Here is a 14,092-nt window from a genome sequence, read left to right as displayed (position 1 = left end):
TTTGACTCACTTATAGAAGATGAAGGCGTACAAACACAGTAATGGCAGCAACGCCCATGAAAGTACCTGTCGCCGCAATAGAGCGAGTAGATAGCCGGCCAACACCACAGATGCCATGGCCACTGGTGCAACCATTACCTAATCGAGTCCCTACCCCAACTAATAGACCAGCAAGCGCCAAAACACCGTTATTAAAGTTAAACGTTTGCGGCACTTGTGCATTTAAAAACCAAACGGCAATAGCACCACCAGTTACCATGCCAAATGCAAATAACAAACGCCATGCAAAATCACGCGTTTTAGGTGTCATCAACCCCGTTAGTACCCCACTTATTCCAGCAATTTTGCCGTTAAACAGCAACATGATTGAAGTTGATACCCCTATTAAAACACCACCTAACAACGATTCCCAAGGAACAGAAAACGACATTGTTTACCCTCTTAATCTATTACAAATGAACTAATTACAAAAAATGGTCTGTAAACTTTGGACAAGCTGTGCAACCCGCAGATCCGATAGCGAATAAAAAACTTGCTGTGATTCTTTTCTGGCTTTGATCATGCCTTGTTTACGAAGTACGGTTAAATGTTGCGAAAAAGCCGATTGACTTAACGTTGAGCTTTGCTGCAGTTGTCCAACCCCCACTTCACCGTTAATTAATTGGCAAAGTACTATCAAACGTTCAGGGTGGGCCATCGTTTTAAGTAACTCTGAAGCCTCAATTGCACTAGTTTTCATTTGATCTATATTGACTGATGTAATCTCCATCGATACCCCTCCGCATTACCATTTATTAGATAATACTAATAAACATTATTTAGTCAATACTTATTTAGGTGTACTAAAATTAGTAAAATTAACATTAGACAATGCTAATTAATAAATTTATAGTAACCTTAATTTCCAACGGAGGGTAACAACATGACAATTGAAAATGGGGTAAGAATATTAGCAGGCAGCATGGTTTTGCTGTCCATCATTTTAACGACGTTTATCGATCCTAACTTTGTTTGGCTAACGGTTTTTGTAGGTGCAAACTTAATTCAAAGTGCTTTTACAGGAATTTGCCCAGCCGCATTTTTCTTGAAAAAGCTTGGCCTACATTGAGGATTTAACCTCTTACCGTACCGCTTGTATTTAATTTTATTGGAGTAAGTTATGACTAAGATTGTGATTATTGGTGGTGTCGCAGGTGGAGCATCAGCGGCGGCTCGTGCTCGTCGTTTAAGTGAAGATGCGCAGATCATCATGCTTGAACGAGGGCCTTATGTCTCTTTTGCAAACTGCGGTCTACCGTATCACATTGGAGGTGACATTACTGAACGTAGCAAACTGCTACTACAGACTCCCGAAAGTTTCTTAGCTCGCTTTAACGTTGACGTCAGAATCACCAGTGAAGTTTTGAAAATCAATCCTCAAGATAAAACCGTGCTGGTTAAAAACCTGACAGATAATAGTGAATATACTGAAAGCTATGACTATCTGCTATTGAGCCCTGGTGCAGGTCCTATAGTTCCCCCTATTTCAGGTATTCACAATCCACTGACTCATTCGCTGCGCAACATTCCAGATATGGATAAAATCATTCAGACGCTGCAAATGAATAAACCTGAGCATGCAACTGTCGTCGGCGGTGGTTTTATCGGTTTGGAAATGATGGAAGCGTTCCATCACCTCGGTATCAAAACCACGCTGATCGAAATGGCTGATCAGGTAATGACACCTGTCGATAGTGAAATGGCGGGCTTTGCTCATGCGGAAATTCGCGCTAAAAGCGTCGATTTACGTTTAGGTGTTGCCTTAAAATCGGTCGAATATAAACCAGCGGCGACGTTACCTAGCACTGAATCGGGTGAAACTCTCGAGCACAGACACATCGAAGGTGAACTGGATCTTGTGCTCAGCAATGGTGAAATACTCACCACTGACATCCTGATTATGGCGATTGGTGTGCGTCCAGAAACCAAACTGGCTGCTGAAGCGGGCTTACAACTCGGTGAACTTGGTGGCATTTGGGTGAACGAACAGATGCAGACCAGCGATCCAGCGATTTACGCCGTCGGCGATGCGATCGAAGAAAAGGATTTTGTTACAGGCAAACAAACACTGGTTCCACTCGCAGGTCCTGCCAACCGCCAAGGTCGCATGGCAGCTGATAACATGCTTGGTCGTAACGAAAGCTATCAAGGGACACAAGGAACTGCCATCTGTAAAATATTCGACTTAGCTGTAGCATCGACAGGTAAAAACGAGAAGCAACTGAAACGTGACGGTGTTGAATACGAAAAAGTGTATGTACACACCGCAAGCCATGCTAGCTATTATCCCGGTGCCGAAATTGTCTCTTTTAAAATGCTCTTTGATCCACAAAATGGAAAAATATTTGGTGCGCAAGCGGTTGGTAAAGATGGCATCGACAAGCGTATCGACGTGATGGCTGTCGCTCAACGTGCAGGTATGACAGTAGAACAACTACAACACTTAGAGCTGACTTACGCGCCACCATACGGCAGCGCGAAAGATGTGATTAACCAAGCAGCTTTTGTCGCGACAAATATAATGAAAGGCGATGCAAAAGCTATCCATTTTGATCAAATCGATTCGCTAAGCAGCGCACACATTATCTTAGATGTGCGTAGCCCGGGTGAACGAGAAAATGGACATCATCTTAAAGGTGACATCAATATTCCGGTTGACCAACTTCGCCAGCGTATGAATGAACTGCCCAAAGACAAAGAGATCATCATTTATTGTCAGGTTGGGTTACGCGGTAACGTAGCTTACCGTCAACTAGTAAACAATGGTTTTAAAGCACGTAATCTGATTGGAGGGTTACGCACTTACCTGTTTGCGAAACAATAAAAGATTCAACTGATTGCCGCATCTACTGATGTGGCAATCTTTTCCTACTAAGCTTACATCTACTAAAAAGGTGTCCTAGAATTAAAACGTTTATTTATTCTCATGGAATATAAAATACAATGCGCATGATGGTTCTTATCGCCCTATTTTTCACCACTCACTTTATACCAATCTGTAAAATTAACTGGTCAGTTCAATCCAATCTCTTGAGCACATTCTCATTACTCTATCGGTACTTGCCAAAAAGCAATCCCGTTTTTTGAAATCAATATTGTGTAAGCTGTCCATGGTCAATTAATCTTGGCAGTCGTCTTTTTCAATTAGATCATATTATTACTTATACCCAAACAACTTGAAGTTGCAGGTAGGCGGCAAGTAAGTTCATCCCCATGCGCATAGATAAACTATGTGATTCGGGTGAGCGAACGTAGTCAACACCGCTGCAGCTTCAAGTGGGAAGGGTATAGATATGTATTAGGGTTGACAGCGGCCTACAGCATTATTAAACGCCACGGCGGCGACATCACTTTAGACAGTGAACTAGATAAAGGCACTAAAGTAGTGATCCACTTACCAAAAGTGGCTTATCCTGTTAATTGTACAATTTAGGCAAACTAGCAAACATTAACCAATATAAACAGTCATTGGCATGTTATTTTGTTCTTCAAGCTCTTTTAACTTAACCAACAACGTCGAATTAATTTGATTACCCGCGGTCAGCATGAGATTACCATTCGGTAAATAGAGATCTCGTTTGATTTTCATTCCTGGTGTAACTTCACTGAGGCCAATACATAACTCAAGACCATCGTCCAAATTCTTCAGCGATGTGACGACCATGAGAAAGGCGTCTACGACAACAGGATCGTATAACGTTCCAGCTTGATCTTTAATATAGCTCTGTGCACTTTTAGTGTGCATGCGGCGAGGGTTTTTCGGAGAGGCGATATAATAATCATAATCTTTAACTACTTTTATAATACGAGAACCTAAAGGGATTTGGTCGCCATTTAAGTGGTCCGGTTTGCCCCGTCCATCAAAAAGCTCATCTTGATGTCGAATAATCTCAACCAAAGGTTCGAAGCGTTTAATCCGTCCTAGTATCTGCGCGCCTAGCACTGCATTCGCTTCAGGGCAAAGTGGTATCTGGTTATCAGGATCAACTATAGGTTTTTCAACAGCTTTATCTTTAGATCCAATTAAGCCAATTTGATGCATCAGACCACATAAGTAAATATGGCTCACTTGGCTTTCTGGTAATTTTAATCGTTGCGCTACCGCTTTCGCTTGATTTGCGATTCTTTCAGCATGATCTGCCGGATGGCCTGTACGATGCTGAATGATGGCCGTGACCATACCAAGAATATCTTTGAACGTTTTATTTCGACTTGCTAATAGCTGCTCTAATTTACGATGAGAAGATTGTAACGCTGCAGTGCGCTCTCCTACTTTTTGTTCTAATACTTGATTGACTACTTCCAATTCATCGTTACGCTTTTCTAATTCAAGTGCCAAGGATTCACGCTCTTTTGTTAAACGGTAAAACTCAGCGGCCTTAGAAACAATAAGTTTGAGATTTTCATTATCCCACGGCTTACTAATGTAAGTGTGAATACCACCTGCATTCACGGCGCGAACAGTTGATTGAATATCACTGTAACCAGTCAATAATATGCGTATCGTATTGGGGTACAGCTCTTTAGATTTGGCAAGAAATTCCGCGCCATCCATTTCTGGCATGCGCATATCAGAAATAATGATCGAAACCTCGTGCTGTTCAAGATAGTCCAAAGCTTCTTGACCAGCGTTAAAGGTGACCACGTCATAATCCAAACGCAGAACACGATTGAGAGCTTTAAGAATGTCACTTTCGTCATCAAGCAAGAGAAGGGTTAGTTTGTTGTTACTTTTTGTAACGGGTTGCGCAATCGTATCCATAGTATTACCTCTCCACTCTCGACAAATAACTGACCACGTCATCTGGTGATAAGGCCTGACTCACCAACTCCCCCCTGAATAATAGAGCCGCCTAAGGTTTTTAATCTATCAGTCAGCTTAGTCAACAATTTATAAAATTGCCCATTGATAAACATCTTTCCAGTTTCGAACGGGTGTTGTTCTAACATTTTCAGTGCTTCAGTTACGTTATTTGCACAATGAATCACAGCAAAATGTGGCTTAAATTAGCGAGTTAACGCTTTAAGCACTGCTGACTCATCATCGACCAGCAAATTTTTTTATATCGAAACATACAACTACCCCAGTTCTTTCATCGAATGATGAGAAGTCACATAGAGAGGAAAACGAAGGTAAACACAAGTTCCTTTACCTACGGTCGACTGAATATCAATTTTTCCGAGGTGTTCTTCAATGATCTCTTTCGCTACAGATAATCCAAGCCCCGCACCATCACCGACACGTTTAGTCGTAAAAAAGGGGTCAAAAACACACATTAAATCTTCCGCGCTAATTCCCTTACCGCTATCACACACTGATAGGCAGATATTGGGCTTATTCTTGATTAGTCGGCTATCTTCAATCATCAATACAACGTCCACCTCTCCCTCGGGTGAAGGGAATGATTGCAATGCATTAACTAATAAATTGATCAGTACTTGTTGCAGTTTATGGGTTTGTCCTAACACATAGAAAGGGATTTTAGGTGTCTCATAATTCAAGCGAGCTTTCAGCTTCATTTCACTCAAAACCATATTGATTGCTGAGCTCACAACGTCCCTTAGATCAACCATACCGACCGATAACCCAGGAACGTGATAATAGACATTCAAGCTCGCGACGATATTTTTAATCCGAGAGAGCCCCTCTAGGCTTTCAACAATGATTGACTCACTGTCATCAAGCATCTCGCCTAATTCACTGTCTTTCATTTGAAGTATCAGTGGGTGTGCCTTAATTTGTGTAAGGTAAGCACTTAATGTACTGAAATTGCTCATTACAAAACCTAAAGGATTATTGATTTCGTGTGCAACCCCTGCCGCTAACTTTCCTAGAGAAGCCAACTTCTCATCTTGCAAATTACGTTGATGATTACCGTTTCCTTGCACTGAGGTCAGTAGCTTTAAAGCCATTTTGGCTAAAAGCATTCCTTCTTGAATGATTTCTAATTCTTTTTCGTCAAACGCATCACACTGGGTGCGAGCGATGAATAAGCTATAACGACGCGTTGGAGAGGAAACGGTGAATGTCACACCACTTTCCCATTCGGGGAAATCTTGTTGATAGAGGCTAAATGCTTCACCTTGGTGATTCGAAAATTTAGAAAAGTAGCAAAACTCATCGTCGGAGATGACTGGGTAGAGATTTTGCAAAACATCATCGCTCAAGGGCATGCTAGCTCGTAAAACACGTAGCTTTCGCTCTGAATAGTAGAAAAAAAGAGCAACATGAGTATTTGGGAAAAGTTGCTGAATAAGCTCGATCATCTCATCTAATTTGTCATCTTGAGACTGGGTAGAAAAAAGCACCTCAAGCAAAGACAACATGATGTGATGAAAGGATGACTCCACACCATTTTTTTGATCAAGAAAAGGTTTGTTTTCGTCCAAATGCTGCATCCTGCCCACATGTACACCCCATAATTAACTGACAATAATCACTATTCCGTTATTGATGTAGCCACTTCTATTGGGTTAACTGGCAGAGTAATAATGAATTCTGTTCCTTGATTCACTTCACTATGTACTGCGATGTTCCCTTTATGGCTATTGATGATCCCGTACGAAACTGACAACCCTAATCCAGTACCGGATCCTACCGCTTTTGTGGTAAAAAAAGGTTCAAAGATACGGTCTTTAATCGCATCGGGGATGCCACTTCCAGTATCTTTGATACGCACTTCAACCTGCTTATCATTGCATTTAGACAATGAAATAGTGATAGTACCCTCCCCATGGATCGCCTGACTGGCGTTCACTAAAATGTTCAATAGAACTTGGTTGATCTGCATGGGCTGACAATACACATCAGGCACGTTTTCTTGATAAATTTTTTCTAGCGTAATGTTGTATTTAATCTCGTTATTAATAATTTTGAGTGTTGATTCGATGCAACTTTCTAGATTGGCATAACTCCACTCTGAACCATCAACGTGCGAAAACTCTTTTAAATTTTTGACAATCGCCATTACGCGCGATGATCCTTCTAAAGATTCGGAGATCAAATCTGCAGTATCTTCTAAAATAAAATCTATCTGCTTCTCCTTTAATAAGGCCTCACAGCTTGTCACTAACGCAGTATCATTGGCCTGTGACACTTGCCTTTTGATCTCTTCTAACACGGCGGCCAGCGTTTGAAAATAGTCACTAAGCGTTTGAATATTTGACGTAATAAAACCAACAGGGTTATTTATCTCATGAGCAATGCCTGCAGAAAGCAGACCAATAGAGGCCATTTTCTCGGATTGGCGGAGTTGCCCTTGGGCGTCTTCCAGTTTTTTAATCAACACTTTTTGCGCTTGATGCTCTTGCTCTAATTGGTGAGAAATGCGCTTGAGTTCTTGCTGTTGGCTCGCTTGTATTGTCACGTCGTAAACACAGATACAGACATGCTCAATAACACCATCATCACTGTGAATCGGGATGATTTCTAAGTCTTGGTACATCTGATCTTCCTCACCCGATAACGGGCGAGAGCCTTTAAAAGGCAGCAGATGAGGCTTCTGCTCCCAACGGCTAAAGCTTGATGTTTCAATCACTAAGGCAGTATCAATTTTCCGTTTCAAGTAGTCAGCAGAATGGGGGAACAGTTCGAGGATGTTCTTTCCCTGCATCACATCACCATCAAAAATGACTCGAGATTGGAAATAGTCATTGGCCTTCACAATGACATAATCCTGCCGCACTATACACAGAGCAAAAGAGAATTGATCAAGCAAATCTGAAAGCAGTAAGCGACTTTTTCCCATTGCAGACTCCTACATCAACTCATCCAGATGAGTGAGTACCTTATCCAATGTACTATCCTCCAGACTCACGACATGTTGCGTATCACCTGTCGATTGCTGTAAATCGTTGACTATCAGCTCACACCCACAGCGACTCATCAAGGTCACAAGTTCGCCATCCATATCACCAAAAAAACAATTGGCGTGTGTAGTCATAATCGGCTTCGTAATTAAGTCTAAAAACATCATTTCGGCACAACCATTTTGGTAATGGACTAACGCTTCTTTGCCATTTTGAGCTTCGTTGATCTCGATATCCCACTCTTCAGGCATTGCCCTGATTACCGCTTTTCTCGACATTTTTGATGTCGTCGGCTATTGTGACCTTAATCACCATGTCTATTCCCTTCTATCACGTCTCAGAGTAATCATTGATTACTCGATAAACATAGGTTTTAGCTCATTCAACACAGCCGCCACAACGTCAGGTACGCTATCCATAATGGCCTGATAATCAACATCATTGCTACTTATCTCAATACGTGTTGCTAAACCCACAATACTGCCCAGTAAGAGCAACTTATCCTCAGGAAAATCCGATTTGCCTTGATTTAAAATAATATCGCCGATCTCGATATCATATCCCCAGATGATTAGCACGTAAGCGGCAATAATGTGTGAGTCAGCGTAACCATTTTGTAAACCGATAAAGCTGTCCACAGCATCTAACGCAGCTCCCTCTTCTAATAAAATCAGTGTTCCTATAGAAGTCAGTAAGCTAGCGACAAATACGCGATCTTGATCAAGCCGAGAACACTCGAATTGTTTGGCTAGAAGTTGTGCAATACAGCTCACTCTTAAAGCTTGCTCGGCTACTTTCTGATGCTCGTGTCTTGATACATAGTGATGAGTATGATGACAAAGCAGTGATACGGCGATCGTTTCTATCAAAGTCGCACCTAACCGCCCTACCGCTTCAGACAATGATTCTGTGTGTCGCCGAAAACCAAAATAAGACGAATTAGCGATTTGAAAAACACGGGCTACTAACGCAGGTTCATGGCTAATGGTGTCAGCGATTGCGGTAATATCACAAGTAGGAGACGCGATCGTTTGTTGCAAGCGGCGCACTGATGTGGGTAACACGGGTAGATCCGCAAACCCGCCAAGCTTGGTACGGCATTCATCATTGAAAGGCATCTGATACAATCGTTCTGTGCACACAAATAACCGTTCAAAATCATCCTCAGTAAACGGTTTAGGGATTACAAAATGCGAATAAGCATGGGCTTTTTGAGGTAACTTATTGGTGGTATCCCCTGTAAGCAGCACTCTAACCACTTGCGGGTAGCGATTTCTAAACTCTTCAAGAAGCTCATCACCTCGCAATTTGGGCATCAGTAGATCAGAGATAATGATGGCAGGTAATTCATCATGAACTTTATGCCACTCCTCTTTCCATGCTAAAGGATCAGACACTAGCATCAATTGCCAATCTGGCCTTAAGCGTCTGATTAACCGCCCTATCGCTTTGAGCATAAACTCATCATCATCGACGCATATTACTTTCAGTGCATTGAGTTCCATTCCATCCCCAATTCCGTTGGATTGATTCAAATACTGGCTGATTTCATCTTCAAGCAATTTGCTCTGCTCCGTAATCGAACAAAATAGCATTTCGGTTTGCGTAGATAAGCTCACATCATTTAGTGTTGCCAATTCCAAATTCTGAAATGCGTTACCGAGCTCTTCTGCGCCCACAAATCGAGAAGAAGACTTCATGGTATGCGCAATATGATTGATGGTATTGGCCTCTTGACTCTCAAAGGCAGACTGAAGCTTCATGATGGCTTCAGATAAACTTAAGTGGTAGCCAGTCAACATCTCATCAACATTCTCTTTACCCACCATTTCTGCTATTTTCTCTGGTGAAAAGTACGTCAAAGCTACCATAACTAAGTCCATCAGTTTGTGAACGACTAAAACAAAGCATCAACGCTTGTAAACCAAAGCCTTAGAACAAGTGTAGTCGATGTTTTTATTCAGCAATGGTTTAGAAGTATGTTGAGAAGAAGAATCTGCAGAATTGTGATGTGGCTTAATCTAACGCTTTTTTAGTAACATCGTAAGAAATAAAGCAATTCCTGCCTTGGTGCTTCGCTTGGTACAAGGCTTCATCGGCTAGGCTATAAATATTAGTGATAGACTCCGTACCACTCGGTATTAACGAGATCACTCCTTGAGATAAAGTGACATACTCGGCAATTTCACTGTATTGATGGGGATATTGTGCTTTCTTCATCGCTTGCTGAATTCGCTCAGCGGCAACCAGTGCTTGTTCATAATTAGTATTGCCCAATAGTACTAGAAATTCCTCGCCACCGTAGCGGCCTACATACTCCCCCGTACGTACAAATAACTGATTTACTGTTTGAGCAATCGTAGTCAGACAACAGTCTCCTTCGATGTGGCCATAGTTATCATTAAATAATTTGAAGTAGTCTACATCCAACAAAATGAGGCTCATTGGAAATACGTGGCGGCCATGCCAGCTGATCATCTCTTTAAGTTTATCGTCCATAAATCGGCGATTGAAGAGCTGCGTTAAACCATCTTCATTCGCTTGTTGATGCAAAACTCGATTGAGTTCTTCCAATTTGACTGTCGCTCGCTTCAGCTCTCGACGCATGCTGGCAATACGCTGCATCGCGAGTAATTTGGAATTAAGCACAAGCTTATCAACTGGCTTGGTTAAGTAGTCATCCCCACCTGCCTCTATCGCTTTAGCAATCATCGATGGTTCATCATGTCCACTTAAAAAGATAATCGGCACCCATTCATGGTGTTGTAAACGTATTTTTTTCGACAATTCAAAACCATTCATTCCGGGCATCGAAATATCCATCAAAATCAATTCTGGATCAAATTTTCGATAAATATCCAGTGCCGCTTGTCCACTGGCAACCGCTTCCACGTGATGACCGAGCTGTTTAAGACGAATGGTGAGTTGCATGCGATCCAATTGCACGTCATCAACCAGTAAGATCCTCATAGAAGAGCCCGAACTTACCATCTGTAACCCCTTTAAATTTCAACCATATGCTTAGGTATAACATAGATTTATTCACTTTCTTTGTTTAATTTTGCGCGCAATATTGACTTTTCGCTATAAATTTTTAGCATGTAACTTTTCCCCCTAAAGAGATATCTTCATGTCTGAAGTAAAGCAAACCGAACAACCTGTAGTGGACTTAGAGGCCATTTCACCAGAATTGCGTCAAGTGATCGAATTTGATCAAGTGCCACAAGAGATGCACTACATGGTCGTGTCTATACATGAAGTCTCTGAAGAAGCGGTACGCGAGTCTTGGAACTCTCTACCAGCCAGTGCGCAAAATGTGTTGGATAATTTTGAACAGTTTCATGCGTTGATCTCTGTCAGCCAAGCTTTTGCTGGTGTCAATGTCATGGAGGAGTTCCCAACATTAAATTTACCGAAAGAGATGACAGACCAAGATAAAGAAGAGTACCGAGCAGAGCTTCTTGATCAAGTGCTGCATAACTGTGTGAAAGATATGGTTAAACAGATCAAAAAAGCGCGCCGCGACCCGATTCTAAAACGCGATTTTAAAGACGTGTTTACAAAATAAAACGCACGCCATGAAGCATAAAGCCGTCAATTTTATATGACGGCTTTTTCTATTGAACCTGAACTCGGCATAAGAGAGGCTTAAGTTATTGAATCAATGCATTCATAATGAAAAGTATTAATGTGTTAAGACAATATCACGCTGCGACACGCTCACGCCTTTAATTTGCACATACAGCGAATCACCAACATCCAGTTGTAGCTCATCGGCCGCCCATTTGGTTACCGTAGCCCACAGGTAACACCCTTCGCCTAACTTGAGTTTTATCCCCACACTCTGTTTATCAGTACCTAGAGGCTGCTTTTCAAGCTGGCAAATCTGCGCAGGCAGAATATTACGAATTGACGTCTGATTTGGCTTATCAAGCGCCACCGAAACATCATTCGCACGGATCTGTAATCGCAGTGCCGAGCCTACCTCACCTTCTACATACTGCACCCACAGCTTGACATCATCTGCAAGCGAGACTTGGGTGAGCCCATATTCCTTATTGTGCTGGCAGATATGAGCAGAAAACAGACTACTTTGCTCGGAAAACGATTGCCAAGCACGCATATAACTTGAAGACCAAACCTGCTCTAGTTCACCACTTATCAACACTGCACCCTGATCTAGCACAACTAAATGATTAGCCAGACGCAAAATTTCACTCATGCTGTGCGTCACATAAAGAATTGGAATGTGCACGCTATGAGCCAGCTCTTCTAAAAATGGCATCACTTCACGTTTGCGCGGCATATCAAGAGATGCCAATGGCTCATCCATCAATAAAATATCAGGTTTGGATAGCAAGGCTCGGCCAATCGCCACTCGCTGTTTCTCCCCGCCCGATAAATCATGCGGATAACGTGTAAGTAATGGCGCTAAAGCCAATAATTTTACGATAGCGGCGAAGTGGTCGGCATCCTTTTTCTTGACACCATAGTTTAAATTGCCATGAACTGTGTAATGTGGAAACAATCGAGCATCTTGAAAAACGTAGCCAACGTTGCGCTTTTCAACAGGTAAGTTAATCTTTTTTCGTTGACTAAACAAAATGCGACCATTGATTTCAATGTCACCGGACTCAGGCTTCTCTAACCCACTAATAACATTGATGAAGGAGGTCTTCCCCGCCCCAGAACGCCCGAAAACCGCACAAATACCACGGCTTGGCAGAGCCAAATCCGCATTAAGCTTGATATCGCCCAACTGTTTTTTAAATTGAATCTTCAACTCACTCATCATTGAGTCCCTAAGCGCCTTTTCACTCGGCGGCTAATCACTTCAGAAATGAATAACGAAGCCAAGGCAATCGCGATGGAGATAATGCACAAACGCATCGCTTCCATTTCGGCTCCTGGCGTTTCTAAAAAGTTATACATCGCAAGGGGAAGCGTTTGAGTTTCACCGGGAATATTGGACACAAAGCTAATAGTGGCTCCAAACTCACCTAGGCTGCGAGCAAAAGAGAGCATTGCGCCAGTGATCAACCCGGGTAGTGTTAAAGGCAAAGTGATGGTCAAAAAAACTTTGAGTGGTGAAGCGCCTAAGGTTCGAGCGGCTTGCTCTAACTTAGGATCGACGCTTTCAAGGCTTAAACGAATCGCACGAACCATCAAGGGCAGTGCGATGATGACACACGCCAATACCGCTCCACGCCAACTGAAACTGAAACGCAAACCAAACATGTTATCAAGCCACTGCCCAATTGAGCCTTGTTTACCCATGGTGATCAGTAGAAGATATCCCACAACCACTGGCGGTAAAACGAGCGGCAGATGCACTAGGCTATCTAGTATACTTTTACCCCAAAACTGCTTTCTGGCGAGTAACCACGCAAAAAATATTCCCAGCGGCAAGAGCCAAAGCACGGTATAAATCGCGACTTTTAAGCTCAGTTGCAATGCAACCCATTCGTACTCAGAAAGCAAAGGAATCCGTTCCTGTCATCACGCTAAAACCGTAGTTCTGTAAGATATTTTTTGCTCGATCACTGCGTAAAAAAAGCATGAATTGATTCACCGTATCACGATCAGTTAGCTGCACTAAAGGATAATGGATGGCGCTGTGTAGGCTTGAATCAAATTCGTGCACCACTTTGACCTTATTGCTCATCAATGCGTCCGTCTTATATACAATACCAAGTGCGGCTTCTTGACGTTCGACTAGCGCAAGCGCTAAACGTACGTTATTGGTTTGAGCCAGCATAGGGGCGAGCGACGACCACACTTTTAACTTTTCTAGTGCTTTTTTGGCATACATTCCCACAGGCACCGCCGTTGTGTTACCTATCGCTAAACGTGAGCCGTGCAAGGCGTCAAGCCATGCCGCAACATCATTTACCATCAGCGAATTGAGCTTCGACGATTGAGGGGCGATAAGCACCAGTTGATTTCCAGCCAACAATGTGACCTTATCGCTCGTCACAATGTTCTTGTTAAGCAAATGAGTAACCCAGTCATCATTGGCTGAAATGAAAATATCCGCGGGTGCACCTTGCTCTATTTGACGAGCAAGCGCGGATGAACCCGCATAAACGGGCACAATATCTAACGGTTGTTTCGGCTGGTAAGCCGCAATCAATTCATTAACCGCATTCGTCATGGATGACGCTGCATAAACAGTGATTTTCTCTTGTGCATAAACCGCCGTGCAGCACAGCATGGCGACGATAGAGAGCAGTATTTTTCTCAT

At 42.5% G+C, this 14,092-nt stretch carries 14 protein-coding genes and 3 pseudogenes; 4 read left to right on the top strand and 13 right to left on the bottom strand.

What is annotated here, in order from left to right; all coding sequences use genetic code 11:
• Positions 1-10: 10 nt before the first annotated feature.
• Complete coding sequence (locus CCZ37_RS15385) at positions 11-430, bottom strand: YeeE/YedE family protein (RefSeq protein ID WP_094501364.1); 420 nt, start codon at positions 428-430, stop codon at positions 11-13.
• A 30-nt stretch (positions 431-460) separates the two neighbouring features.
• The gene (locus tag CCZ37_RS15380) at positions 461-769 is read right to left on the bottom strand and encodes an ArsR/SmtB family transcription factor (protein ID WP_094501361.1); all 309 of its coding nucleotides are present in this window, start codon (positions 767-769) and stop codon (positions 461-463) included.
• A gap of 153 nt (positions 770-922) precedes the next feature.
• Here CCZ37_RS15380 and CCZ37_RS15375 point away from each other — a divergent pair, with 153 nt between their 5' ends.
• From CCZ37_RS15375 to CCZ37_RS18895, 3 genes are all read left to right on the top strand, one after another.
• Entirely contained in the window at positions 923-1,108 is a 186-nt protein-coding gene (locus CCZ37_RS15375; protein WP_094501359.1) for a YgaP family membrane protein, read from the top strand.
• A gap of 51 nt (positions 1,109-1,159) precedes the next feature.
• On the top strand, positions 1,160-2,863 hold the full coding sequence (locus CCZ37_RS15370) for an FAD-dependent oxidoreductase (RefSeq protein ID WP_094501356.1): 1,704 nt from the start codon (positions 1,160-1,162) through the stop codon (positions 2,861-2,863).
• Positions 2,864-3,280: 417 nt separating this feature from the next.
• The gene (locus tag CCZ37_RS18895; protein ID WP_157729215.1) at positions 3,281-3,472 is read left to right on the top strand and encodes an ATP-binding protein; all 192 of its coding nucleotides are present in this window, start codon (positions 3,281-3,283) and stop codon (positions 3,470-3,472) included.
• Between the two features lie 15 nt (positions 3,473-3,487).
• On the opposite strand, the gene nosR is transcribed toward CCZ37_RS18895, so the two are convergent.
• The 8 genes and pseudogenes from nosR to CCZ37_RS15330 all read right to left on the bottom strand — a co-directional run bounded on the left by nosR (position 3,488) and on the right by CCZ37_RS15330 (position 10,839).
• Positions 3,488-4,801: a response regulator c-di-GMP phosphodiesterase, NosR family gene (gene nosR / locus CCZ37_RS15365; RefSeq protein ID WP_094501353.1), complete on the bottom strand. Its 1,314-nt coding sequence runs from the start codon at positions 4,799-4,801 to the stop codon at positions 3,488-3,490.
• A 317-nt stretch (positions 4,802-5,118) separates the two neighbouring features.
• Positions 5,119-6,438, bottom strand: coding sequence for a sensor histidine kinase (locus tag CCZ37_RS15360; RefSeq protein ID WP_094501350.1), 1,320 nt, complete (start codon positions 6,436-6,438; stop codon positions 5,119-5,121).
• Between the two features lie 41 nt (positions 6,439-6,479).
• A complete protein-coding gene (locus CCZ37_RS15355; RefSeq protein ID WP_094501347.1) occupies positions 6,480-7,787 on the bottom strand; it encodes a sensor histidine kinase in 1,308 nt (435 codons plus the stop codon).
• A 42-nt stretch (positions 7,788-7,829) separates the two neighbouring features.
• Positions 7,830-7,998: pseudogene (locus tag CCZ37_RS15350) on the bottom strand (chemotaxis protein CheC); the annotation flags it as partial.
• Positions 7,980-8,163, bottom strand: a pseudogene (locus tag CCZ37_RS15345) (response regulator); the annotation flags it as partial. The pseudogenes CCZ37_RS15345 and CCZ37_RS15350, both read right to left, overlap by 19 nt.
• A 38-nt stretch (positions 8,164-8,201) precedes the next feature.
• Entirely contained in the window at positions 8,202-9,353 is a 1,152-nt protein-coding gene (locus CCZ37_RS15340) for an HDOD domain-containing protein (protein WP_094502108.1), read from the bottom strand.
• A gap of 99 nt (positions 9,354-9,452) precedes the next feature.
• Positions 9,453-9,611: pseudogene (locus CCZ37_RS19640) on the bottom strand (Hpt domain-containing protein); the annotation flags it as partial.
• A gap of 253 nt (positions 9,612-9,864) precedes the next feature.
• Positions 9,865-10,839 carry a diguanylate cyclase domain-containing protein gene (locus CCZ37_RS15330; RefSeq protein WP_094501344.1) on the bottom strand — a complete coding sequence of 325 codons (975 nt, stop codon included), beginning with the start codon at positions 10,837-10,839 and terminating at the stop codon, positions 9,865-9,867.
• Positions 10,840-10,978: 139 nt separating this feature from the next.
• On the opposite strand from CCZ37_RS15330, the gene CCZ37_RS15325 reads away from it, so the two are divergent.
• Complete coding sequence (locus CCZ37_RS15325; RefSeq protein ID WP_094501341.1) at positions 10,979-11,416, top strand: DUF3069 domain-containing protein; 438 nt, start codon at positions 10,979-10,981, stop codon at positions 11,414-11,416.
• A gap of 117 nt (positions 11,417-11,533) precedes the next feature.
• Here CCZ37_RS15325 and modC read toward each other — a convergent pair whose 3' ends face one another.
• From modC to modA, 3 genes are read right to left on the bottom strand one after another with little or no spacing between them, the layout of a single operon-like run.
• Positions 11,534-12,640 carry a molybdenum ABC transporter ATP-binding protein ModC gene (gene modC, locus CCZ37_RS15320; RefSeq protein WP_208613967.1) on the bottom strand — a complete coding sequence of 369 codons (1,107 nt, stop codon included), beginning with the start codon at positions 12,638-12,640 and terminating at the stop codon, positions 11,534-11,536.
• Positions 12,640-13,329, bottom strand: coding sequence for a molybdate ABC transporter permease subunit (modB, locus tag CCZ37_RS15315; protein ID WP_167372448.1), 690 nt, complete (start codon positions 13,327-13,329; stop codon positions 12,640-12,642). Before modB ends, modC begins: the two co-directional genes overlap by 1 nt.
• Positions 13,319-14,092, bottom strand: coding sequence for a molybdate ABC transporter substrate-binding protein (modA, locus tag CCZ37_RS15310; RefSeq protein ID WP_010318432.1), 774 nt, complete (start codon positions 14,090-14,092; stop codon positions 13,319-13,321). Before modA ends, modB begins: the two co-directional genes overlap by 11 nt.

Origin of the sequence: Vibrio qinghaiensis (assembly GCF_002257545.1) — a bacterium.
In the GTDB taxonomy this organism is placed as follows: domain Bacteria; phylum Pseudomonadota; class Gammaproteobacteria; order Enterobacterales; family Vibrionaceae; genus Vibrio; species Vibrio ordalii.
Note: the sequence above shows the minus strand (reverse complement) of the source record. Positions and strands in the feature narration are given on the sequence as shown.